Here is a 20716-nt window from a genome sequence, read left to right as displayed (position 1 = left end):
AAATGTCAACCGATTAGATCAAAAAAACCTAGAATGGCATTAATCCATCTAGGTCATATTATGTGTTCACTTTTCTTTATTTCAAATTAAAGACCGTACTGGCCAGATAATCAGCCAGTCTCGGAAAAAGAGTATATAGCTTATGAGCAGCTGCTAGTGACCAAGGCAGATTGATGTCTCGTTTCTTCGTCCCCATAGCTGAAACAATTTTCTTGGCAACATAGTCTGGTTGCAGCAAGAAAGCCTTGACGCTCTCTTGATAGCTTCCATCCGGGTCAGCCTGATCGAAAAAGCTGGTTGCGATTGGACCTGGATTGACCGTAGTAACTGTCACACCATACTGGGCTAATTCCAAGCGAATGGTATTGGAAAAACCCATAGCTGCAAACTTGGTCGCCGAATAAACTGAGGACTTGCTTGAAGCAATCAAGCCTGACATGGAAATGATATTGATAATCTGCCCGCTCCGTCTTGCCTTCATTCGTTTACCTACTAAACGACATAAGGTCATCAGGGCAAAGGTATTGATGTCAAACATGGCCTGCACCTGCTGGCTGGAGAAATTCTCAAAATCATCATAAATGGCATAGCCAGCATTATTGACTAAAATATCAATCTGACCAAACTGACTATCCAGTTCGTCAAAAAATGCCGTCAGAGCTATTTCATCTCGGATGTCTACATCAAAGACTGCCTTTTTTTCATGATAAGCATAGAGCTGCTCAATTTTTGCCACATCACGACCTAGTAAAATCAAAAAATCATCCTTCAGCAAGGGCACCATTTCCTGTACCAAGCCACCAGAAGCACCTGTGATTAGAATGGTTCTCATACTTCGATTTCCTCTAAATCCTTGACAATATGAACCTGCTCGAAAATAGTACTTGCATCTTTCCGTAGCTGACTAATATCTTTGGACAAAAAGCGTGGACTGATATGATTGAGTAAGAGCTGCTTGACACCAGCATCCTTGGCAACCTGAGCGGCTTCCATATTGGTCGAATGCCCATGCTTGCGAGCAATCTTCTCATCGCCTTTTCCGTAAGTCGCCTCATGCACCAGCACATCAGCATTGACAGCCAGACGGACACTAGCATAACACTTGCGCGTATCACCAAGAATGGTCACTACCTTACCAGGCCGAGGAGGAGAAATATAGTCACTCGCGATAATTTCAGTCCCATCTTCAAGCGTCACGTTTTGACCGTTTTTGATTTTACCAAAGAGGGGACCAAATGGTACACCTGCCGCGCGCAGAGCCTCTGCGTCCAATGTCCCTTCCAAATCTTTTTGCATGACACGGTAGCCGACACAAGGAATGGTATGGTCCAGTTTTTCAGCGAATACCGTGAATTTGTCCGTTTCTAGGACCTGACCTACCGTATCAACATCAAACTCATGAAAATGAATGCGATAAGGCAGTCGAGTCCCCGATACTTTCAGACTGGACAAAACAAAGGAACGGATGCCAACAGGACCGTAAATATCAATATCCGTCTGCTCCTCGCTAGACTGGAAAGAACGGCTAGACAAAAAACCAGGCAAGCCAAAAATATGATCTCCGTGCAGGTGAGTGATGAATATTTTTGCGACCTTACGTGGACGAATAGTCGTTTCCAAAATCTGTTTTTGAGTTCCTTCGCCACAGTCAAATAGCCAAACCTGATTGATTTCATCCAAGAGTTTCAAGGCCAAACTGGATACATTTCGAGCCTTGGAGGGCTGACCAGCCCCCGTACCTAAAAATTGAATTTGCATTGTTTACTTTCTAATGTTTTATATATAAAATTGCAGAGCGACCCGACCAGACATAGTAATGCTGACCAGCATAGCCGTCCGCCACTTCCAGCACTTCTTCCTGATTAAAGCCTGAAATCTTGACCAAACCTTTCGCTGTCGCCACTTGGGTCAAAAGGTAGTCTGTTTCAACTTCCTCTAACTCGGCGTCCTCAAAGGGATTGACTTTCATGAAAATCTTGCCCTCCTCCACAAAGACGACATAGTGGGGAAAGACTTGGGCGATTTCAAAGAGCAAACTTTCCATCACTTCCTCCTCTTGCTCTGAAAAGACTTGAGCCAGACCGTCAGCCGACACATAGGCAAAACCGAAAGACTTGCCTGACAAGTTGAGGCGGACAAAGGGCTTGTTTTCATCAAAGCTGGGTTCTTTTGGAAAAAGGCAGAGCTGCTGAGAAAGAGTCAGATAGTAATCCGTCGCCTGCTCTGCTCCTTGTTTCTGGTAGATTTCCGCAAAATAGGCATTGATAACCGAGGGCGGTGGCGTGATAAAATCTAGTTTTTGTTGGTCAGTCAAATCGGCTAATTTCTTAGCCAGATAGACCTTGTCCAGACTGGTAAAGCCACCGTATTTGATTGCTAAATCAAGATAATCCGTCATAAAATTCTTCCAACTTCCATTTATTGCTGGAAGCGATATAGCCTGATACCACTTCCACATCCTCTTCGTAGGTCCGATTTTCAATCAGGGCAAGAGTCGCTAAATCATGCAATTTGTATGACTCAGCCAGTGGCACCCTGACCTCAAATCGTTCAAACATGGTCTTTATCTTGGCCAAGACCATCATCTGTATATGGCCTTTGGCATTTTCATCCTTAGCGGACAGCATGACATGAGGAAACTGACTGGGGGTAAAGCTGTCATCGGTCTTGTCCAACTTGTTGTAAAGGGCCAGGCGAGGAATGTCCAGCATATCCAGGTCCTTTAGAATGTCCAAGACCACCTGCTCCTGCTCACTGTGATTGGGGTCAGAGGCGTCGATGACATGGAGCAAGAGGTCCACATTCATGGACTCCTCCAAGGTGGATTTGAAGGCGGAAATCAACTCGGTCGGCAGGTCCTGAATGAAACCGACCGTGTCGGTCAAGGTCACGTTGAACTTGTCAGCCAAGTTAATCTGCTTGGTTGTGGCATCCAGTGTGGCAAAAAGTTCATCAGCCTCATACTGCCGCTTGTCGGTCATGGCATTCATAATCGTTGACTTGCCAGCGTTGGTATAGCCAATCAGGCCAATCTTGAAGACACCTGATTGCAGGCGGCGTTCACGAACAGTCGCTCGGTTTTTTTCCACTGTTTTGAGTTGACGTTCGATGTCATGAATCTGGTTGCGAATGCTTCGACGGTTGAGCTCCAACTGGCTTTCACCTGGTCCACGAGAGCCGATACCACCTGCCTGACGGCTGAGCATGATGCCCTGACCAACCAAGCGTGGCAACATGTACTTGAGCTGGGCCAGATGAACTTGTAGTTTTCCTTCGTGGCTTCGTGCCCGCATGGCAAAAATATCCAAAATCAACTGCATACGATCGATGACCTTAACCCCCAGAATTTCCTCCAAATTGACATTCTGACGGGGTGTCAGTCGGTTATTGACAATGACGGTATCAATCTCATCAGCTTCGACCATCTGGGCAATTTCTTCTAGTTTCCCTGAGCCTACAAAGGTCTTGCTGTCGTATTTTTCACGTTTTTGAGTGTAGACTCCCTTGACCTGAGCGCCAGCCGTCTTAGCAAGACTTGCCAACTCCTCCATGGACATGTCAAAATTATCTGTCTGCTGTAGTTCCACTCCAACCAGGAGGGCGCGTTCTTGTTCTTTCTGGGTTTCAATCATTTAAAAATTCCTCCACTGCGGTGAAAATCTGCGACTTGTAGTCTGGCTCGCCTACTGAATAAAAGGGAACCTGCATCCGATTTCTGAACCAGGTTAATTGGCGTTTAGCAAAGCGGCGGCTATTTTGCTTGACCTTATCAACTGCTTCTTCTAGCGAAAGATCACCTGCAAAATAAGGGAAAAATTCCTTGTAGCCAATTCCCATAGCGGCTTGGGCTTGAGGGTGTTCTTGGTAGAGCCAACTAACTTCATCTAATAAGCCCGCCGCCATCATCTTATCCACTCGCTGATTGATGCGGTCGTAAAGAACCTGTCTGTCATCCGTCAGGCAGATGTAAAGAGGCACATATTCTGACTCTGTATTTTCCAAATTTTTGCCAAATTTTTTCAACTCCAACCCACGAATGATTCTCCGTCGACTGTTTCCCTCGACCATCAAACCTGTCTGCTCTGCCATTGTTTCCAAATCCTCGTCAGACAAGCAGTCGAGTTCCGCCCGATAAGCAAGAACTTGCTCCTGGTCAACCAGCCCGCCCAGATGGTAGCCTTCAAGCAGGCTCTGAATGTAAAGCCCCGTACCTCCAACGATAAGGGGCAACTTGCCACGACTAGTAATGTCTGCAATTAAGGCCTTGGCTTCTGCTACAAATTCATAAGCCGAATAGCCCTCGGTCACATCTCGGACATCAATCAAGTGATGAACCGCAGCAGCCTGCTCTTCAGGACTAGCTTTTGCCGTACCAATATCCAGTTTGCGATAGACTTGCTGGCTATCACCGCTGATAATTTCTCCCTTGTAGCACTGGGCCAAGTCTATGCCAAGGGCAGTTTTTCCTACCGCTGTCGGTCCAATGACCACAATAACTTTAGTTTTCATCTTTTTCCTTGAAAATATTTTGTTTTTTCGCTAAAATCTATTATAACACAAGTAAAGGAGAAATAACTATGGCTAAAGGTTTTGGTAAAGGTTTCTTAACAGGTGTTCTTTCTACAGTTGCTCTTGCAGCAGGTGCAGTCTTCACCATTCACAAAACAATCATTGAACCAGAAGAAAAGAAAGAAGCCTTCATTGAAGAAAATCGCAAAAAAGCTGCTCGTAAACGTGTAGCACATTAAAAAGCTGGCAGGAGTCCAGCTTTTTTGTTTGACAAAAAAGCCCTTAGAAGCTCTGCCATTTTCACAGAAAAATGTCAGCCTTCTTAAGGGATTATACTTTATAAAATAATATCTTCTCTTTCAATGAGAACAATAGTCCACATCATGGCAAGTGTGACGATAGCTAGAGCAAGAATCAATGGCATCCAGTTTCCGAAGATTGGATAGCTATAACCAAGAAGACCTGGTCCAAATGCAGCAATGAGATAGCCACCGGTCTGCACCATGCCTGATAACTGAGCAGTTGCTTGGCTGTTGCTAGTTTTCAAGGTAAAGCCCAACATCATATAGGGGAAAAGGGCAGCGTTTGAAAAGCTAAGAATAATATGGAGGATACTCCAAAGTATAAAATTACTTGGTAAGAATATCATCAAAGCAAGACCTAGAAGAGTTGCGGATGATGTTCCTAGCATAATGTTCCGACGCATTTCTTTTGTCTGACGGGAAAGAACAGCCGGGATAATCATAGACATGGGAATAGCTGTCATATTAAAGAAACCAGCCATTAGACCTGCTTCTGCCTTACTAAAGCCAACTGATTGAGAAATGGTTGGCAACCAGGTAATCTCTGTATAGTAGAGGACTGATTGTAGCCCACCAAATATCAAAAAGGCAATCGCTGCTTTATTTTTCCAGATAGATGATTTCTGTTTTCCTTGGTTCTCACTTGCAAATCGATGGTTATTTTTTACATTAGGCAACCAGATTAGGAAAGCCATAAACACCAATCCTGTAATTAACAGAATAAAAAATTCCCAAGAACTAGAGGATACAATTGGAACAGCAATCATGGATGCAACTGTTGCCGCAACCCCCATGAGAGTGATATAAATCGTCGTATACAGACCAATCTTCTTTGGAAAATTAGCCGCAACCAAACTTGGTAGCAAAACATTAATAAATGCTATTGTAGCACCAACAAGCATTGTACCAATGTAAAGGGCTGGTAAGTTGAGAACTCGCATTCCTGAACCCAGCACCATAACCAGTAAGACTAGGGCCATTAGTTTTTCCATGCCAAACTTAGCCGCAAGACGCGGTGCTAAGGATGAACAGAGAGCAAACATGATGAGCGGAATAGAGGTTAAAATTCCTAATGAACTCACTTCTACTCCCAGTCCTGCTGCCACATCTGTCAAAATAGCAGGCAAAGCTGTAAAGGGGGCACGCATCACGACCCCTAGCATGACGATTCCTGCAATTATAAAGGGTGATTGTTTTTTCATTTTTCTCCTAAGTCTCCTAATGTTCGGATTTCAGCACTTTCGATTATACCATAGTTGACAAATGATAGAAAGTTATTTCCGTCTATTTTTTCTAGTTATAGTTTTTAACTATGGATTTACCATGAAAATAACTATTTTTCAAATGATAGCTTATGAGTTAGAATAGGTTCATCACTAAAACGAAAGAGAGACACACATATGACAACTTCAAGATTCCAATTAGTCGGTTCACTTCTTCGACCAGCAAACTTAGGAGAATTTAAACGACAAATCGAAGCTCGTGAAGACATCAAATACCCATTCTATGATGACTTCGATGGTTACAAAGAAACTGAAGCTTCACTCATCCAAAAAATTGTTGCAGAACAAAAAGAAAACGGTTTGGATATTGTGACAGATGGAGAATTTGGTCGTTCAATGTGGCACCTAGATTTTCTCTGGGGCTTCGACGGTATCGAGCGTTACATTGCTGAGCATGGCTATCCATTTAAAGACCATGATGGACAGATTTTTGAAACACGTAAGGATATTGGATTGCGTATTACTGCTCCACTTTCTGCAAAAAATCACCATTTCATTGATATTTTCAAACAAGTGAAAGAATTAGCAGGAGAAACTGTAACCAAACAGACTATTTTCGGTCCAGCCCATGCCTTTAATGAATTGACAATTTTCAATGGACAAGTTGGACCAAATCAGGTCTACAAGACTCATGATGAATTAAAAGCCGGGCTCATCGCTGCCTATAAGGAATTTTTAGACCAGTACAAGGAAGCTGGTGGACAAATCGTTCAATTTGATGACTGCCTTTGGGAATTATTCGACCCTGCTAACCCTGTACCTTTCTTACCACAAGACGATTCTGAAGCATTGGCTGCTTTGGCTGACGAGTTTGTTGCTATCAATAATGCTGTTATTGATTACGGGCATGAAATTGGCTTGACCGTCTGGACGCACAACTGCCGTGGTAACTATGAAAGTCGCTCTGCAGCTGGCGGAACTTACGAAGCTATTGCTGAAAAATTCCTGCGTGACCAAAAATACGATCGATTCTTCCTTGAGTGGGATGATGAACGTGCAGGTGATTTAAAAGCTTTGGAAAGCTTGCGTGACAAGAATGTCGAAGTCGTTCTTGGTCTACTTTCAAGTAAAACTTCTGATTTGGATGATGAAGAACGTGTTTACAAATTACTCGAGGAAGCAAGCAAGATTATTCCAAAAGAGCGTCTCTACTTGTCACATCAATGTGGATTCGCTTCATGTGATTCAGGTAATGAATTGGCCATCCCGCAACAGTGGGCAAAGATTAAACAAGGTCAAGAAATTGCAGAGAAGTTTTGGTCTTAAGCCACTTCTTGTTATTCGTGCATAAAAGCCCCGCCATTTGGCAGGGCTTTTATTTGTTTATTAATCAATCCTAATATAGCAAAGGCGCCAACAGTAAAATCACAAGTAAGGCTAACAAATACCCAACTGTCACTAGGATAAATGAATACTTGAGTCCACGTTTCATACTTATACTCTTCGAAAATCAAAATCAGACGTTGTTGACTTGATTTGATGAACTTCAGTTCTATCTGCATCTGCGTCGCCTAGTCTGTTTTTGATTTTCATTGAGTATTAATTTCGAAAGATTGTGGAAGGTAATCATCACGCCAGACTGAGGCACAACTGTCAAGATAGCTGATGCAACAACTACTACACGATGCAGCAACTCTGGATTAATCCCCATTTCTAAATAGGCAGGAAGGAAATTACTTGAAGCAATACCTACCGCACCAGAAGAGGAACCGATAATACCACTAACCAATGCTGTCGAAACAGATAAACTAATCAGCGGCGATCCTGGTATTTGTTGAATCCATTCTTGAATGACTGCAAAACCTGCTGACAAGGTTAACACCGTCCCAAATGCTACTGTACTAGAAGTTGCAAAAGCAGGCACGATAGATGCCGTTGCCGCAGCATTCAAAATTTCTTTTTGATTTGGCAGATATGGATAAAAAATCAAGGCTGATAGAAGAATAGAGAACAACAAACCGATTGCTAGGACATTCGGCACCTTGTTCATAATGAAGATTGTTCCAATCAAACTAACGAGCGGTAAAACAGATAAAAATAGATTTGGAGTCTTATCAGAAACCACTACTGCAGTTTCATCCTCTTCTTCCGTATACGTCTCTCCATTTGCTAGACTTTTCTTGAGGCAGTAGGCCATGTAGAGCAAGCCAAATACTAATAGTGTCAAGCTGGCTGCCAAACTGATAATGGGTGCCGCGGTCAAGCTAGTTCCCAAAACTTTTGTCGGAATGACATTCTGGATGGAAGGTGCCCCAGGAAGAGTTGTCATCGTATAGGTACCTGCTCCCCCAAAGACAGGAATGGGAAAAGTGCCCAGTTGATATTCAACTCTTTAAAGAGGGGGCGTGAAAGGGGAAGCAAGGCAAAAATAACTACAAAAATACTGACACCACCATAGGTCAGAATGGAAGCAATCAAAGTGATCGCTAACAAGCCCTTATAGGGACTATCTTTTCCCATTACTTTCAAAATGCTATTGGCAATCGTCTGCGTAGCTCCACTTGCCTCCATATAACGTGCCAAGATAGACCCCAGCATAAAGATGGCAAAATTATTAATCAAAAAACCTGCTAAGCCCGCCATATAAGACTGCTCTTTACCCAACATAACTTCCAAAACATTCATCTGATTGGTCAGAATGATGATTAAACTAGCTAGTGGTGCCGCAATGATAACATGTAAATTTTTTGATGTCCAATAAATAATGGCTACAATAGCCAATAAAACTCCTAAAATTGCTAAAATATCCATAGTTCTCCTTATTTTCCCTTTTTAGTCAAGGGAGATTTTTTTAATGTCTGACGTATCTCCTAAATTACTTACTAGCTCTTCTACACTTTGACCCAAACTTGGATGTCGATAATCTGCTGCAATATCAGCCAGTGGTAAAAGAACAAATGCCCTTTCATGGGCATAGGGATGGGGAACAATGAGGTTTTCTTCCTCAATCACTTCCTCATCCCAAAAAATAATATCTAAATCGATGGTACGTTGGCCCCACTTTTCAATCCTGTTCCGATCCAGAGCCAGTTCAATCTGCTGGCAAAGGCCTAAAAAGTCTTGGGCAGATAAATCTGTTTCAACCTGACAGGCCAGATTGAGGAAATCAGCCTGATCTGTCTTGCCCCAAGCTGGTGTTTCATAGACGGGAGAAACCAAACCAAGTCGACAGTCAGGATGACGGTCTAAGGCTTCTAAAGCCGCCTTTAAATAAGCTTGACGATTCCCCATATTTCTGCCAATGCTGAGATAGGCTAGATGCTTCATGGTCGTTCACGCTCCAATTCAATCCCGACAGAATCATAGTGTCCAGCAATAGGCGGATTTTCCTTGTAAATGGCCAAGCGAACCTTCTCCGCCTTTGGAAATTGCTCAAAAATCTCTTGGCAAATAACACCCGCTACCTTTTCTATAAGGATGTAGGGCTTGCCTTCCACAACTGCTTTAATGGTTTCAAAGACCATACCGTAATGAACCGTATCTTCTAAATTGTCAGTTTGTGAAGCTGCTGTCAGGTCAACATACAAATCACAATCAACTGTGAAAATTTGACCGAGGACCTGCTCTTCTTTGAAAGCACCATGGTAGCCGTAAAAGCGGCATTTATTAAGAGAAATCTTATCCATGTTTTCCTCCCTGAGTCAACTGATCCCAGACCTTAACAATGTCACGGTTGGCAGCGACATTGTGGACACGGACCATTTTACAGCCTTTTTGGACTGCCCAGGCAGACAAGGCTGCCGTTGCTTGATCGCGGTCAGTCGGTAAGCTATTTCCCCCAAGCAGAAAATCCACCACGCGCTTACGAGATATTCCAAATAGAACAGGATAGCCAAGACCAGTAATGTGATCTAAACCTTGTAAGAGATCTAGATTATGTTGGACATTCTTCGAAAAGCCAAAGCCTGGATCCAACCAAATATTGTCTGCGGCTATACCAGCATCAAGTGCTGCTTGGGCACGCTCGGTCAGAAAGTTTTTGACCTCTCCAACAACATCCGCATAGCTTTCGTCTTTCTGGTTGTGCATGAGAATAATTGGTACCTTGTACTCCGCAGCTAGTGCTAACATATCTCCATCATAAAGACCCGCCCAGACATCATTTAATATATCTGCGCCTGCTTCAAGCGCTGCTCGTGCTGTACCTGTTTTATAGGTATCGATGCTGACAAGACAGTCATATTTTTCTTTGATAGCGCGGATAATCGGAACCACGCGAGCAATCTCGTCTTCTTCAGACACAAAGCTTGCACCTGGACGAGTGGACTCCCCACCAACATCGATGACAGTCGCGCCGTCTGCTAATAATTTTCCAACCTGAACTAAGGCTGCTTCTACTTCATTATAGTTACCGCCGTCAGAAAAGGAATCTGGGGTCACATTGAGAATTCCCATGATAGTCACTTGATTTGCTAAATCTTGAATGGACATAGAACCTCCTACTTATTGTGGATCATGGATAAGAGTTCTCGACGCAAAATTGCATCTTCCTTGTATTTGCCAAGGGCAACTGTGGTCACTGTTTTACTACCCGGCTTGCGAATGCCACGCATACTCATGCACATATGCTCTGCTTCTACCATGACAAAGACACCTTCTGGTTCAAGGGCATCTTGAAGTGCATGAGCCACTTGATGAGTTAAGCGTTCCTGTAATTGAGGGCGACGGCTTGCCACCTCCACTGCACGCGCCAATTTACTAAGACCTGTCACCCGCCCTTTACTCGGAATATAGGCAACATGTGCAATTCCGTAGAAGGGTACCAAATGGTGTTCACACATAGAATGAAAAGGAATATCCTTTACCAAAACAACCTCTTCATGTCCCTCTGAAAAGACAGCTGTAAACTGGTCCTTAGGGTCCTCTTGTAGGCCGTTAAACATCTCTATATACATTTTAGCTACACGTTTTGGCGTATCCAGCAAGCCCTCACGGTTTGGGTCTTCTCCTAATAATTCCAATAATTGGTAAATGGTTTGTTCGATTTGTTCTTGTTTTGACATAATACATCCTAAATAGTTTGATGCTCTTATTATACCGTAAAATCCCCTTTCAGAAAAGGGCTTTCAACTTCCGAATGCAGAAACTGTCCCCGACCAATTTTAATCTAGCCCATACCCATCGACTAGCTTTGTGATATAATGGAGGAAATGATTTTCAAGGAGCTACTATGACCAAAAAACCTGTCCAACTAGCGACGATTTGCTACATTGATAATGGCAAAGAATTTCTCCTACTCCATCGCAATAAAAAAGAAAACGATGTCCACCAAGGAAAATGGATTGGGGTCGGTGGCAAGTTGGAACCTGGTGAAACTCCACAAGCCTGTGCCATTCGCGAGGTCTTTGAAGAAACAGGACTGACCGTCACCAAGCATGCCCTCAAAGGGGTCATCACCTTTCCAGACTTTACTCCAAACACTGACTGGTACACCTATGTCTTTAAGATAACTGGCTTTGAGGGAAACCTAATAGAATGCAACGAAGGAGATTTAGAATGGGTTCCTTATGACCAAGTGCTCTCCAAACCAACCTGGGAAGGCGATCGGCATTTTCAAGAATGGCTCTTGGAAAACCGTCCATTCTTCTCTGCCTGCTTCCGCTATGATGGGGACAAACTGCTGGATTACAGCGTTGATTTTTATGAGGAGTAATTCTATAAACAGAAAAAGCCTTGGCAATCCAGGAGCCCACTGAAAAAGTCTCCAGTTACTCCGACTCTTATAAAAAATAGGAATTCTCCTAAATGATTGGGAGAATTCTTATTTTTCTACTCTTCCTTTTGGTTTATTAAGGTCATAATTCGCTTCATATTGACTATAAATATGGTGGTGGCTGCTTGTAATTCCATGTTGAAAACACCTGATGCTCTGGGACATCAAGACCGTGTCTTTGTTTCAATTCCGCATTTTTGGCTTCAATCTTGTAACGGTTTCTTGCTATTTCTTTGAAGTAAGGTGTTTCCTGGAATCGTTTTTGAAAAAGATGCTCATGACTCTTAATCGTAACGGAATAGGTCTTAGTCTGTGCACCTTCTTTATAACATCCCTCTTTACTAGGGCAAATCTTACATTTTTCCACATCAAAGTAATGCGTAATAACCTGATTACTATTTTGATTTTTCTTACCCGTCCGAGCTTTTCGAACAGCCATATGTCCTTGAGGGCAGACAAAAAGCCCCGCATCCTTGTTGTATTCAAAGCAATCGCCTTCCTTACGACAGCCCTTGGAAACAGAAGGATTTAGTTTTGAAACCAAATGAACGTTTTCTTTACGTGCCAGTTTTATGTTCTCTTTGCCCGAATAAGCCGCATCACCGATAATTGTTTCAACAGGAACTCCATTCCGCAGAGTCTTCTCATAAAGGTCTTTCAAATACTTACCATCACTCTTCTCACCAGAAGTTACGACACAAGCAGTAATAATTCGTTCATCTGTCATGGCAATATGCTCTTTGTAACCATAAAATGAGGTGTCCGCTGATTTATGCCCGATTCTTGCTTCCTCTTTCACAGAAGCTTCCATGTGTTCAATATCATCCTCGACAGCCTCTTTCAGATAGTTGAGTTTCTGCGAAATTGCAGGTAAATCGGTTAATTCTTGGTGTTTCTCGATAATTGAAATCAGTTGTTGAGAGTATTCCAACTCTTTTTCAAGATTATCTTCCTGAGGTTTTGTAGGAAATTCATCCTTTATTCTTTCGGCATATTGGTAAATCGTTTTCCGAAGTGCTTTCGACCGTTCCCTAAGGACCTCTTGAGGTTTCTTGTGACGATAATGGGATTTGGTATGTGTCGCATCTACAATGAGGATTTTTTGTTTAATGAGCTTGTGCTCAAGGGCGATTTGAACCGACTTTTGAATCAATACATCCAACAAGCGTTCATCTTTAATACGTAATTTTCTGAATTTGGTAAGAGAAGAGGCATCAATAACAGAATCCTCTGGAGCTAGACCAAGGAAATACTTAAAGGCCATATCCGATAACGAACGCTCGACAACATCGACATCAGATAAATGATAAATATCTTTCAACAAAAGGTATTTAAACATCATGATGGGTGAGTAAGCCTTTCGACCAAAGTCGACACAATAATGTTTCTCTAACTCATCATAGATAAAACTAAAATCACAGAGTTCCGTTAGCTGCCGTAAAAAATGATTTTTGGGAACAACAATATCATACAGGGGAGAATAGGAACTAAGATCTAACTGAATTTGATTATCAAGCATAGGAATCACCTCGACTCTAGTATAGCAAAAAAAGACATCAAGTTGATGACTTTTTCAGTGGGTTCGCAATTCAGGGCTTCTTTGATATTACAAATATTTCTTCTTAGGCATTTGCTTATTCAATACGACATCCAAGGGACCGGCTGATAGCACTGTATCGACCAATCGTTTGTCTGTAATTTTCTTATCAAGAAGGACTTGATATTCTAAGACAAGCGCTTCTTTTTTCTTTTTGTACTTGAGGGAAATTAAATCAGATTGCTTACAAGACTTACCAAATTGTTTTTCAAAAAATTGATCGTAATCAAAATTCATTGGTACAGTTACCAAAAGGTGACGACGATTTTGATTGACTTGCGCAAAACTACTATTTTCAAAGATAAGGATACATACCGATAAAACAAGAGTCATAAAGACCGCCAAACCTAGGAATCCCATACCCGTTGCCAAACCGATTGCCATCGCTAGCAAGATAGCCAACATTTCTTTTGATGAACCCGCAGCAGAACGGAACTTAATCAAACTAAAGGTCCCTGCAACCGCAACACCTGCACCCAAGTTAGCATTTACCAAGGCAATGATAACAGCAATTAGGGTTGGCATTAGGCTTAATGTAATGACGAATTCTTTCGTGTAATTGGCTTTGTATTTATACACAGCCGCATGTAGGATACCCATGGCTAGACTGACTCCAAAAACCATGGACATCTGCGCTAAGGTGATACTGCTATTGGCTGTTGAAAAAATGCTATTAAACAACTGCATGTTGATTTACTTCCTCTCCAGTGATGTTGTGGGCAAGTTTATAGGCATTGCCGTATTTTGAGAATGATTGTTTTTCAATTTGATATTTTTCAAGCAAGGCTACCAACCATTCTGGTCGTTCTTCAGGAACCTTTACTTCCATGATAACTTTTGTAGGATCCAAAAGGTCTTTACCAAACTTACCTTCCATGGCATCTACATCATAATCGCGGTAGAGCAAATTCTTGTCAATTGTGAGTCGAACTTTTCTATCTTCAATCCCTTTATAGGAAACACGATCATAGTAAATATACATTTTAGGTTTAATTGTGCCGTAGCGTTCTCTCAACATTTCGAGTTCTGAGGTTACCTTATCATCCTTGATTGTAGAATCAATCACCCCATTTTCGATATAATTTGTTACGGAAACTGGGTTTGAAGTTAGACGGTATTTATAGCCAATTTTATTTTCTTTTTTCTTGATTTCAAGAAAGGCTTGACTCGATTCAGATGGTGTCGCATCATAGACACGCATGCGAATCTTCTCACGTCCATTCTTTTTGGCAAGTGAATCTTGAATCATATCGAAATCTTCATTATCAAAGTAGATATTGGTAATCGTTGATGTCGCAAATTCATCTGCCATCATGTACTGACGAAGTTCCTTTTCTAAAAGTTCAAAAGTTTTTTTATCAACGATATATTTAGTCTCTTTACGCTTAAACTGCTTTTGTACGATTCTAGTTTTCATGTTTTTCCCTCTTTATCTCAAAACTTCTTAGCAGTTGCCTGCCTCATTTACAATACTTAGTTTACTGAACAACCTTTAAACGAAACTGAAAATAAAATTAAACAAAACTTAAACTGCAATTAAGTTGAAATTCTTTTGTCATATTTCGATCTGTGTTACAATTAGCATAATGATAACAAAGGAGAAAACTATGTACGAATTTGTCTTAGAATACGGCTCTTTCCCCGTAAAACTCATCGACGGTTTTGTTAACAATCGCTCAGAAATCCCTGATTTTCTAGCAGAAGATGAAGAAATGATTACCCGCTTGAATGAGATTAACGAACTCTTCCACCAACTTTTCTTAACAATCGAATGCAAGTTTGACTACATCGGCAAACAATTCCCTGACAAGATCGAACAACTACGAGAACTCTATCATCCCCTGGCAGACGATTTACTAGCTAAGTATGGTGAGGCAGTCGAATTGAAGATTGAACCTTTTATTTTGTAAGACAAAAGAGATGACCGCAATCATCTCTTTTCTTCTATTCTGTATTCCAAACCATACTGATCACGCGATAAGTAGCCATAATCCACCATGTAGCGTCTCAATATAGCATAGTCATCATAAATCTCAGCTAGAAAGGCGTTGACTTCTTTTTCAGTGAAGGTCGATCCTTTCTTAGCCAACTCTTCTTGTAAATAAGCAAACAAGACCTGCTTACTTTTCAACTTTTTCGGAATAACAATCAACTTCCCATCTCGGAAAAATTTTTCTTGAATATCTTGAGTGTTCATACTTCCCTCCAAAAAATCCTAGCCCACAGACTAGGATTTGACTAGATTTACAAATTATCGAATTTCAGCACCAAGCTCCACCAAAGCCTTACTAATTTTCTCCATATACTTAGCCACTTCCTCATCTGTCAGGCTATCCGCAGGATTTTGGAAGGTCAGGTTGTAAGCCATTGACTTCTTACCAGCCTCAATATTATTGCCCGCATAGACATCAAAGAGGGTCACTTTAGTCAAGCGTTTCACGCCAGCACCAGCAATGGCATTCAGGACATCCTGATGCTTGACATCGCTGCTCAAAAGCAGGGCAATATCACGGCTAACCGCTGGGAATTTAGAGATTTCGGTAAATGGCTGAGCAGGCTGGAGAGCTTCTTCAATCGCATCCAGATTGATTTCAGCCACATAGGTTTCAGGAATACCGTAATCCTTGGCCGTTTGAGGGTGTACCTGACCGACAAAGCCGATAACCGCCCCATTCAAATGAATTTCAGCTGTACGACCTGGGTGCAAGGCCGCAATCTCACTTGTGGCTACAAAGTCAACTGCCAACTTGTAATGACCAAAGATAGCTTCCAAAATCCCTTTGGCATGGAAGAAATCAACGGGTACAGCAGGTGTTTGGAAGTCTTTCTCAGCTACCAAACCAGTCAAGACAAGGGCAAACTTATTGATTTCTTGTGGCAGGTCCTCTTTTGGATTGCCAGACTGTTCAAAGATTTTACCGATTTCGTAAAGAGCCAAGTTCTTGTTCTTACGCGCTACGTTGTAGGCAACTGTGTCTAGCATACCAGACACCATGTTCTGACGAAGGGCAGAGCGATCAACGGTCATCGGCCACATGAGTTCGGTGACTGCGGTTGGACGAGCCGCAAACTCCACAGCCTTCTCAGGCGTTGTCAGAGCGTAAGAAATGATTTCTGTCAGACCTGCACCTTCTGCCAGGCTACGAACTTGGCGACGGATGTTCTGGGTCAGGGTCAGCTCACCTGCTGTTCCGTCCTCTTTCGGAAGAGTGGTCGGCAGATTATTATACCCATAAATACGAGCGATTTCCTCTACCAAGTCTGCTGGAATGCGAATGTCCCAACGACGACGCGGTACTGCGACTGTGAACTGACTTGCATCGCCAGTTGTTTCCATCCCTAAACGACGGAAAATGTCTGCGATTTGAGCATAGTCGAGGTTGGTCCCGAGCGAGCGGTTAACGTAATCAATAGTTGCTGTGACTGGGACATCCGATGTGTCCACGCTACCCGCAGAAATGATACCAGACAAGACCTGACCGCCAGCCAGTTCCGCAATCATAGCAGCGGCTGTATCCATAGCTTCCGTCAAGGTCGCTACGTTGATGCCCTTTTCAAACCGAGAAGAAGACTCAGAGCGAAGGTTGAGGCGACCTGAGGTCTTGCGGATAGACTTGCCGTCAAAGAGGGCAGCTTCCAGCACAACGGTCTTAGAACTGTTGTCAATTTCTGTGTTAGCACCACCCATGACACCACCGAGGGCAACCGCCTTGTCCGCAACGGAAATAACGATGTCATCGGTAATCAAGTCACGCTCTTCGCCGTCAAGAGTTACCAAGTTCTCACCCTCTTTTGCCTGACGAGCTACGATTTTCTTGCCGTCGAACTTATCAAAGTCAAAGGCGTGCATTGGCTGACCGAAGTAGAGCAAGATGTAGTTGGTGATGTCGACCACGTTGTTAAGTGGACGAATACCTGCGTTCATGAGCAGATTTTGCAACCACTGCGGGCTTGGTGCGATAGTCACATTTTCAATGACACGAGCCGTGTAGGCAGTCACCTTGTCTGATTCAATGGCCACTTCAATCACATCGCTGGCTTTTTTATCGCTTTCTTCCAAGGCCACAGGCTTGAAGTTGACCTTGCTGTCATAGATAGCTGCCACTTCGTGAGCCACGCCACGCATGGAAAGGGCATCGGCACGGTTTGGTGTGATGGACAGCTCGATAATCTCGTCGTCCAGGTCCAGGTATGAAAAGACTGGCTCACCCACGACTGCATCTTCTGGCAGGTGGTAGATTCCGTCCGCATAGACCTTCGGCACAACTGAGTCGGACACGCCGATTTCGCTCAATGAGCAGAGCATACCCAAGGATTCAACTCCGCGGATTTTGCCTTTCTTGATCTTGTAGTTGCCAGCGATACGAGCTCCTGGCAGAGCGACGATCACCTTGATGCCTGGCTTGACATTTGGAGCACCGCAAACGATTTGCGTGATTTCCTCACCCACATTGACCTGACAAATATTGAGGTGAGTATCTGGAATTGGCTCAGCAGACACAACCTGACCAACAACCAACTTAGAAAGGCCAGCACTCTTTTGCTCAACACCTTCTACTTCAATTCCTGTTGTTGACATTTTTTCAGACAAGTCATGGCTTGTCGCTTCAAAGTCAACCAGTTCTTTTAACCATTTATAACTTACTAACATATTATCCTTTCTGGTGCAATGGCCGTTTCAGTAGCCAATCCACATCAATCTTATCACCGACCGCAAATTCATGCTGGCCAAATTTTTCAAATCCGTATTTGGAATAGAATTTCTGAGCCTTGTAATTATGTTCCCAAACTCCCAGCCAGACCCAGTCACAACTAGACTGCTCTGCTTTTTCCAAAGCAAATTCAAACAAGACCTTCCCAAGACCGCGACCTTGATAGGCCTGCAAGAGATAGATACGCTGGATTTCAAAGGCATTTTCCAACTCCTGCTCCGTCTGGGCAGAACCTTGGTTGAGCTTGAGATAACCAGCCACCTGTTCATCAACTCTTAGAAAATAATGCTGGCAATTGGGATCAGACAACTCCCTTGTCAAAACCTCCACGGAATAAGCCTCCTCGAAGAAAGCCTCCAGCTCTTCTGGATCATTATCATGGGCAAAGGTTTCAGCAAAGGTCTGCTTGGCCAACTCCTGCAAAACAGAAACCTCTTCTAATTGTATAGGATCAATTTTCATCTCATTGCCTTTCATTACCTAAGTGGACTAAGTAAACCGCTAGAGCAGCTACCGCTTCTCTCAATCAACAATCTACTAACTTTATCAGATTACGACGGTATTTCAAGCGAAACGATATTTTTCGCATGAAATCTTAGTAAGGTAGCTAGGAAAATCGCTCAATAGCGATTCCCCTTCACTTACTCGTGCGGAGTTACGACGCTCTAAGGTTGAAAACGACATTTTTTCAACCTTAGAGCTAGTGAGACGATTAGACAGTTCGCCATAGCGACTGTCGTCTCATAAATAGGTGCTTCAGCACCATTTATGAGTATCGGATTCCGACGGTTTCTTGTTGAAAGCGATACTTTTTCAACTCTAAACCTAGTGAGGGGAGTAGGTAGACCGCCATAGCGGCTACCCTTTCTCTCAATCAACAATCTACTAACTTTATCGGATTACGACGGATTTCAAGCGAAACGATATTTTTCGCTTGAAAGCCTAGTAAGGTAGCTAGGAAAGTCGCAGAGCAGCGATTCCCACACCTTAAATAGTGCGAGATTACGACGTTCTAAGGTTGAAAACGACATTTTTTCAACCTTAGAACTAGTGAGACGATTAGACAGTTCGCCATAGCGACTGTCGTCTCATAAATAGGTGCTTTAGCACCATTTATGAGTATCGGATTAAAACTGCTCCGAGAATCGTACATCGCCTTGATAGAATCCACGAATATCGTTGATACCGTAACGGAGCATGGCAATACGTTCCTGACCAAGACCAAAGGCAAAGCCAGAGTACTTGGTCGAATCAATGCCACTCATTTCCAATACTTGCGGGTGGACCATGCCGGCACCGAGGATTTCAATCCAGCCTGTTTTCTTACATACGTTACAGCCGTCACCACCGCACTTGAAGCAGGAAACATCCACCTCAACAGAAGGCTCAGTGAATGGGAAGTAAGACGGACGCAGGCGAATCTGACGCTCTTCACCAAACATTTTCTTGATAATCATTTCAAGCGTACCTTTGAGATCGCCCATGGATACATTTTCACCGACAACCAAGCCTTCAATCTGGTGGAACTGGTGGCTGTGGGTCGCATCATCCGTATCACGACGGAAAACACGTCCAGGCGAAATCATCTTCAAGGCACCTTTAGAAAAATCATGTTGGTCCATGGTACGCGCCTGAACAGGCGACGTATGGGTCCGCATAAGGATTTCTTCTGTGATGTAGAAGGTATCCTGCATATCACGCGCTGGATGGTCTTTTGGCAAATTCATGCGCTCAAAATTGTAGTAGTCTTTTTCCACTTCAAACCCGTCAACGATTTGGAAGCCCATGCCCAAGAAAATATCTTCGATTTCCTCAGAAGTTTGGGTCAAGACATGACGTTTTCCAACCTTGACCTGACGACCTGGCAAGGTCACATCAATGGTTTCGGATGCTAATTGTTGTTGAATTTTTGCGGCTGCAACCTTCTGAGCTGTCTCTTCAAAGGCAGCTGTCAGCACATCACGCACTTCATTGACCTGTTTACCAACGATTGGTTTCATTTCGTTAGACAGGTCTTTCAAGCCTTTCAACAAGTCCGTCAAAGACCCTTTTTTACCCAAAACCGCAACACGCAGGTCTTGTAGTTCTTTTTCTCCTTGGTGCTGGATTTCTTTTAACTTTTCAAGCGTGGTTTGGCTTAATTCAGCCAACTGTTGTTCAATGTTTGACATAATTCCTCCAATAAAAAAACGCTTGACACCACTCGTATCGGAGCGTTGTCACGCGGTACCATCCGTTTTCATCTGCAAGGCAGACCTTAGTTCTATGAACCTATATTCACAAGTGAAGTGCTTGCACATAAGAGATGGTTTTCCGCTAATCAAGGCAGTTTTTTGAGGGAATACTGACTGTATTTTGAAAAAAACTAACGATGAGTAGCTGAAAAACTAGCCTTAGATGGAAGTGCTGAACTGTGAATACAGGTTCTAAGTCCTTGTGTGAGTGAATTCGACCAACTTTCACTGATTGAGCTTGCAGTCACGGCTCAACTCCCTGAGCAGTTTCCATAGGTGTACTAGTCTCACAGACTTCTATTCAATTAAGAATATTCTATCAAAAATAAGAATGTTTGGCAAGAAATCTTCCTAGAAAACTCCCTC

The 20716-nt window shown here is 42.9% G+C and carries 22 protein-coding genes and 3 pseudogenes; 4 read left to right on the top strand and 21 right to left on the bottom strand.

What is annotated here, in order from left to right; all coding sequences use genetic code 11:
• Positions 1-76 precede the first annotated feature (76 nt).
• From P7J58_RS00590 to miaA, 6 genes and pseudogenes are all read right to left on the bottom strand, one after another.
• Positions 77-832, bottom strand: a complete 756-nt coding sequence (locus P7J58_RS00590; protein ID WP_105100445.1) for an SDR family NAD(P)-dependent oxidoreductase — start codon at positions 830-832, stop codon at positions 77-79.
• Complete coding sequence (rnz, locus tag P7J58_RS00585; RefSeq protein ID WP_029997505.1) at positions 829-1758, bottom strand: ribonuclease Z; 930 nt, start codon at positions 1756-1758, stop codon at positions 829-831. Before rnz ends, P7J58_RS00590 begins: the two co-directional genes overlap by 4 nt.
• A 10-nt stretch (positions 1759-1768) precedes the next feature.
• Complete coding sequence (locus tag P7J58_RS00580; protein WP_029997507.1) at positions 1769-2398, bottom strand: cystathionine beta-lyase; 630 nt, start codon at positions 2396-2398, stop codon at positions 1769-1771.
• A pseudogene (locus tag P7J58_RS00575) lies at positions 2382-2525 on the bottom strand (GTPase HflX); the annotation flags it as partial. The pseudogene P7J58_RS00575 and the gene P7J58_RS00580, both read right to left, overlap by 17 nt.
• 77 nt (positions 2526-2602) lie before the next feature.
• Positions 2603-3632: pseudogene (gene hflX, locus P7J58_RS00570) on the bottom strand (GTPase HflX); the annotation flags it as partial.
• Positions 3625-4509: a tRNA (adenosine(37)-N6)-dimethylallyltransferase MiaA gene (miaA, locus tag P7J58_RS00565; RefSeq protein ID WP_408555316.1), complete on the bottom strand. Its 885-nt coding sequence runs from the start codon at positions 4507-4509 to the stop codon at positions 3625-3627. The gene miaA and the pseudogene hflX, both read right to left, overlap by 8 nt.
• A 68-nt stretch (positions 4510-4577) precedes the next feature.
• On the opposite strand from miaA, the gene P7J58_RS00560 reads away from it, so the two are divergent.
• Positions 4578-4748: a DUF3042 family protein gene (locus tag P7J58_RS00560; RefSeq protein ID WP_136670625.1), complete on the top strand. Its 171-nt coding sequence runs from the start codon at positions 4578-4580 to the stop codon at positions 4746-4748.
• A gap of 98 nt (positions 4749-4846) precedes the next feature.
• Here P7J58_RS00560 and P7J58_RS00555 read toward each other — a convergent pair whose 3' ends face one another.
• Positions 4847-6013 carry an MFS transporter gene (locus P7J58_RS00555; protein WP_408555317.1) on the bottom strand — a complete coding sequence of 389 codons (1167 nt, stop codon included), beginning with the start codon at positions 6011-6013 and terminating at the stop codon, positions 4847-4849.
• A gap of 198 nt (positions 6014-6211) precedes the next feature.
• On the opposite strand from P7J58_RS00555, the gene P7J58_RS00550 reads away from it, so the two are divergent.
• Positions 6212-7360, top strand: a complete 1149-nt coding sequence (locus P7J58_RS00550) for a cobalamin-independent methionine synthase II family protein (RefSeq protein WP_105153542.1) — start codon at positions 6212-6214, stop codon at positions 7358-7360.
• Positions 7361-7371: 11 nt separating this feature from the next.
• On the opposite strand, the gene P7J58_RS00545 is transcribed toward P7J58_RS00550, so the two are convergent.
• The 7 genes from P7J58_RS00545 to folE are packed head-to-tail and all read right to left on the bottom strand — an operon-like array spanning position 7372 to position 11097.
• Positions 7372-7596, bottom strand: coding sequence for a hypothetical protein (locus P7J58_RS00545; RefSeq protein WP_408555318.1), 225 nt, complete (start codon positions 7594-7596; stop codon positions 7372-7374).
• Positions 7587-8363, bottom strand: coding sequence for a hypothetical protein (locus P7J58_RS00540; protein WP_408555319.1), 777 nt, complete (start codon positions 8361-8363; stop codon positions 7587-7589). The genes P7J58_RS00545 and P7J58_RS00540 overlap by 10 nt, the downstream gene beginning before the upstream one ends.
• On the bottom strand, positions 8360-8845 hold the full coding sequence (locus P7J58_RS00535) for a hypothetical protein (RefSeq protein WP_408555320.1): 486 nt from the start codon (positions 8843-8845) through the stop codon (positions 8360-8362). Before P7J58_RS00535 ends, P7J58_RS00540 begins: the two co-directional genes overlap by 4 nt.
• Before the next feature lie 21 nt (positions 8846-8866).
• On the bottom strand, positions 8867-9361 hold the full coding sequence (gene folK / locus P7J58_RS00530) for a 2-amino-4-hydroxy-6-hydroxymethyldihydropteridine diphosphokinase (RefSeq protein WP_408555321.1): 495 nt from the start codon (positions 9359-9361) through the stop codon (positions 8867-8869).
• Positions 9358-9720: a dihydroneopterin aldolase gene (gene folB / locus P7J58_RS00525; protein ID WP_408555322.1), complete on the bottom strand. Its 363-nt coding sequence runs from the start codon at positions 9718-9720 to the stop codon at positions 9358-9360. Before folB ends, folK begins: the two co-directional genes overlap by 4 nt.
• Complete coding sequence (gene folP / locus P7J58_RS00520; RefSeq protein WP_408555323.1) at positions 9713-10525, bottom strand: dihydropteroate synthase; 813 nt, start codon at positions 10523-10525, stop codon at positions 9713-9715. Before folP ends, folB begins: the two co-directional genes overlap by 8 nt.
• Positions 10526-10533: 8 nt before the next feature.
• Positions 10534-11097, bottom strand: coding sequence for a GTP cyclohydrolase I FolE (gene folE / locus P7J58_RS00515; RefSeq protein ID WP_408555324.1), 564 nt, complete (start codon positions 11095-11097; stop codon positions 10534-10536).
• Positions 11098-11264: 167 nt separating this feature from the next.
• Here folE and P7J58_RS00510 point away from each other — a divergent pair, with 167 nt between their 5' ends.
• Positions 11265-11747, top strand: coding sequence for an NUDIX hydrolase (locus P7J58_RS00510; protein ID WP_398582668.1), 483 nt, complete (start codon positions 11265-11267; stop codon positions 11745-11747).
• A 116-nt stretch (positions 11748-11863) separates the two neighbouring features.
• Here P7J58_RS00510 and P7J58_RS00505 read toward each other — a convergent pair.
• The 3 genes and pseudogenes from P7J58_RS00505 to P7J58_RS00495 all read right to left on the bottom strand — a co-directional run bounded on the left by P7J58_RS00505 (position 11864) and on the right by P7J58_RS00495 (position 14821).
• Positions 11864-13326: pseudogene (locus tag P7J58_RS00505) on the bottom strand (IS1182 family transposase).
• Between the two features lie 87 nt (positions 13327-13413).
• Positions 13414-14091: a DUF4956 domain-containing protein gene (locus P7J58_RS00500; protein WP_408555325.1), complete on the bottom strand. Its 678-nt coding sequence runs from the start codon at positions 14089-14091 to the stop codon at positions 13414-13416.
• Positions 14078-14821, bottom strand: coding sequence for a polyphosphate polymerase domain-containing protein (locus tag P7J58_RS00495; protein ID WP_408555326.1), 744 nt, complete (start codon positions 14819-14821; stop codon positions 14078-14080). The genes P7J58_RS00500 and P7J58_RS00495 overlap by 14 nt, the downstream gene beginning before the upstream one ends.
• 190 nt (positions 14822-15011) lie before the next feature.
• Between P7J58_RS00495 and P7J58_RS00490 the strand changes: the two genes are divergently transcribed.
• Entirely contained in the window at positions 15012-15314 is a 303-nt protein-coding gene (locus tag P7J58_RS00490; protein ID WP_408555327.1) for a hypothetical protein, read from the top strand.
• A 20-nt stretch (positions 15315-15334) separates the two neighbouring features.
• On the opposite strand, the gene P7J58_RS00485 is transcribed toward P7J58_RS00490, so the two are convergent.
• The 4 genes from P7J58_RS00485 to pheS all read right to left on the bottom strand — a co-directional run bounded on the left by P7J58_RS00485 (position 15335) and on the right by pheS (position 20287).
• Positions 15335-15601, bottom strand: coding sequence for a DUF2087 domain-containing protein (locus P7J58_RS00485; protein WP_205032946.1), 267 nt, complete (start codon positions 15599-15601; stop codon positions 15335-15337).
• A 54-nt stretch (positions 15602-15655) separates the two neighbouring features.
• Positions 15656-18055 (bottom strand): phenylalanine--tRNA ligase subunit beta, encoded by a 2400-nt coding sequence (gene pheT, locus P7J58_RS00480; protein ID WP_408555328.1) that lies wholly within the window; start codon positions 18053-18055, stop codon positions 15656-15658.
• 1 nt (position 18056) lies between these two features.
• Entirely contained in the window at positions 18057-18578 is a 522-nt protein-coding gene (locus P7J58_RS00475; protein ID WP_408555329.1) for a GNAT family N-acetyltransferase, read from the bottom strand.
• Between the two features lie 665 nt (positions 18579-19243).
• Positions 19244-20287 carry a phenylalanine--tRNA ligase subunit alpha gene (gene pheS, locus P7J58_RS00470; RefSeq protein WP_024403151.1) on the bottom strand — a complete coding sequence of 348 codons (1044 nt, stop codon included), beginning with the start codon at positions 20285-20287 and terminating at the stop codon, positions 19244-19246.
• Between the last annotated feature and the right edge of the window lie 429 nt (positions 20288-20716).

Source organism: Streptococcus suis (genome assembly GCF_046032535.1).
GTDB lineage: Bacteria > Bacillota > Bacilli > Lactobacillales > Streptococcaceae > Streptococcus > Streptococcus suis_AK.
The sequence above is the reverse complement of the archived record's forward strand: the minus strand, read 5'-3'. Positions and strand labels throughout refer to the sequence as shown.

Excerpts from the sequence above, each read along its gene's own strand:
- miaA (WP_408555316.1), bottom strand. The coding sequence starts at position 4,509 with ATGAAAACTAAAGTTATTGTGGTCATTGGACCGACAGCGGTAGGAAAA.
- folP (WP_408555323.1), bottom strand. The coding sequence starts at position 10,525 with ATGTCCATTCAAGATTTAGCAAATCAAGTGACTATCATGGGAATTCTC.
- P7J58_RS00510 (WP_398582668.1), top strand. The coding sequence starts at position 11,265 with ATGACCAAAAAACCTGTCCAACTAGCGACGATTTGCTACATTGATAAT.
- P7J58_RS00555 (WP_408555317.1), bottom strand. The coding sequence starts at position 6,013 with ATGAAAAAACAATCACCCTTTATAATTGCAGGAATCGTCATGCTAGGG.
- P7J58_RS00485 (WP_205032946.1), bottom strand. The coding sequence starts at position 15,601 with ATGAACACTCAAGATATTCAAGAAAAATTTTTCCGAGATGGGAAGTTG.
- P7J58_RS00475 (WP_408555329.1), bottom strand. The coding sequence starts at position 18,578 with ATGAAAATTGATCCTATACAATTAGAAGAGGTTTCTGTTTTGCAGGAG.
- P7J58_RS00535 (WP_408555320.1), bottom strand. The coding sequence starts at position 8,845 with ATGGATATTTTAGCAATTTTAGGAGTTTTATTGGCTATTGTAGCCATT.
- P7J58_RS00495 (WP_408555326.1), bottom strand. The coding sequence starts at position 14,821 with ATGAAAACTAGAATCGTACAAAAGCAGTTTAAGCGTAAAGAGACTAAA.
- P7J58_RS00500 (WP_408555325.1), bottom strand. The coding sequence starts at position 14,091 with ATGCAGTTGTTTAATAGCATTTTTTCAACAGCCAATAGCAGTATCACC.
- P7J58_RS00540 (WP_408555319.1), bottom strand. The coding sequence starts at position 8,363 with ATGACAACTCTTCCTGGGGCACCTTCCATCCAGAATGTCATTCCGACA.
- folE (WP_408555324.1), bottom strand. The coding sequence starts at position 11,097 with ATGTCAAAACAAGAACAAATCGAACAAACCATTTACCAATTATTGGAA.
- pheS (WP_024403151.1), bottom strand. The coding sequence starts at position 20,287 with ATGTCAAACATTGAACAACAGTTGGCTGAATTAAGCCAAACCACGCTT.
- P7J58_RS00545 (WP_408555318.1), bottom strand. The coding sequence starts at position 7,596 with ATGCAGATAGAACTGAAGTTCATCAAATCAAGTCAACAACGTCTGATT.
- P7J58_RS00590 (WP_105100445.1), bottom strand. The coding sequence starts at position 832 with ATGAGAACCATTCTAATCACAGGTGCTTCTGGTGGCTTGGTACAGGAA.
- P7J58_RS00560 (WP_136670625.1), top strand. The coding sequence starts at position 4,578 with ATGGCTAAAGGTTTTGGTAAAGGTTTCTTAACAGGTGTTCTTTCTACA.
- P7J58_RS00490 (WP_408555327.1), top strand. The coding sequence starts at position 15,012 with ATGTACGAATTTGTCTTAGAATACGGCTCTTTCCCCGTAAAACTCATC.
- folK (WP_408555321.1), bottom strand. The coding sequence starts at position 9,361 with ATGAAGCATCTAGCCTATCTCAGCATTGGCAGAAATATGGGGAATCGT.
- P7J58_RS00550 (WP_105153542.1), top strand. The coding sequence starts at position 6,212 with ATGACAACTTCAAGATTCCAATTAGTCGGTTCACTTCTTCGACCAGCA.
- pheT (WP_408555328.1), bottom strand. The coding sequence starts at position 18,055 with ATGTTAGTAAGTTATAAATGGTTAAAAGAACTGGTTGACTTTGAAGCG.
- rnz (WP_029997505.1), bottom strand. The coding sequence starts at position 1,758 with ATGCAAATTCAATTTTTAGGTACGGGGGCTGGTCAGCCCTCCAAGGCT.
- P7J58_RS00580 (WP_029997507.1), bottom strand. The coding sequence starts at position 2,398 with ATGACGGATTATCTTGATTTAGCAATCAAATACGGTGGCTTTACCAGT.
- folB (WP_408555322.1), bottom strand. The coding sequence starts at position 9,720 with ATGGATAAGATTTCTCTTAATAAATGCCGCTTTTACGGCTACCATGGT.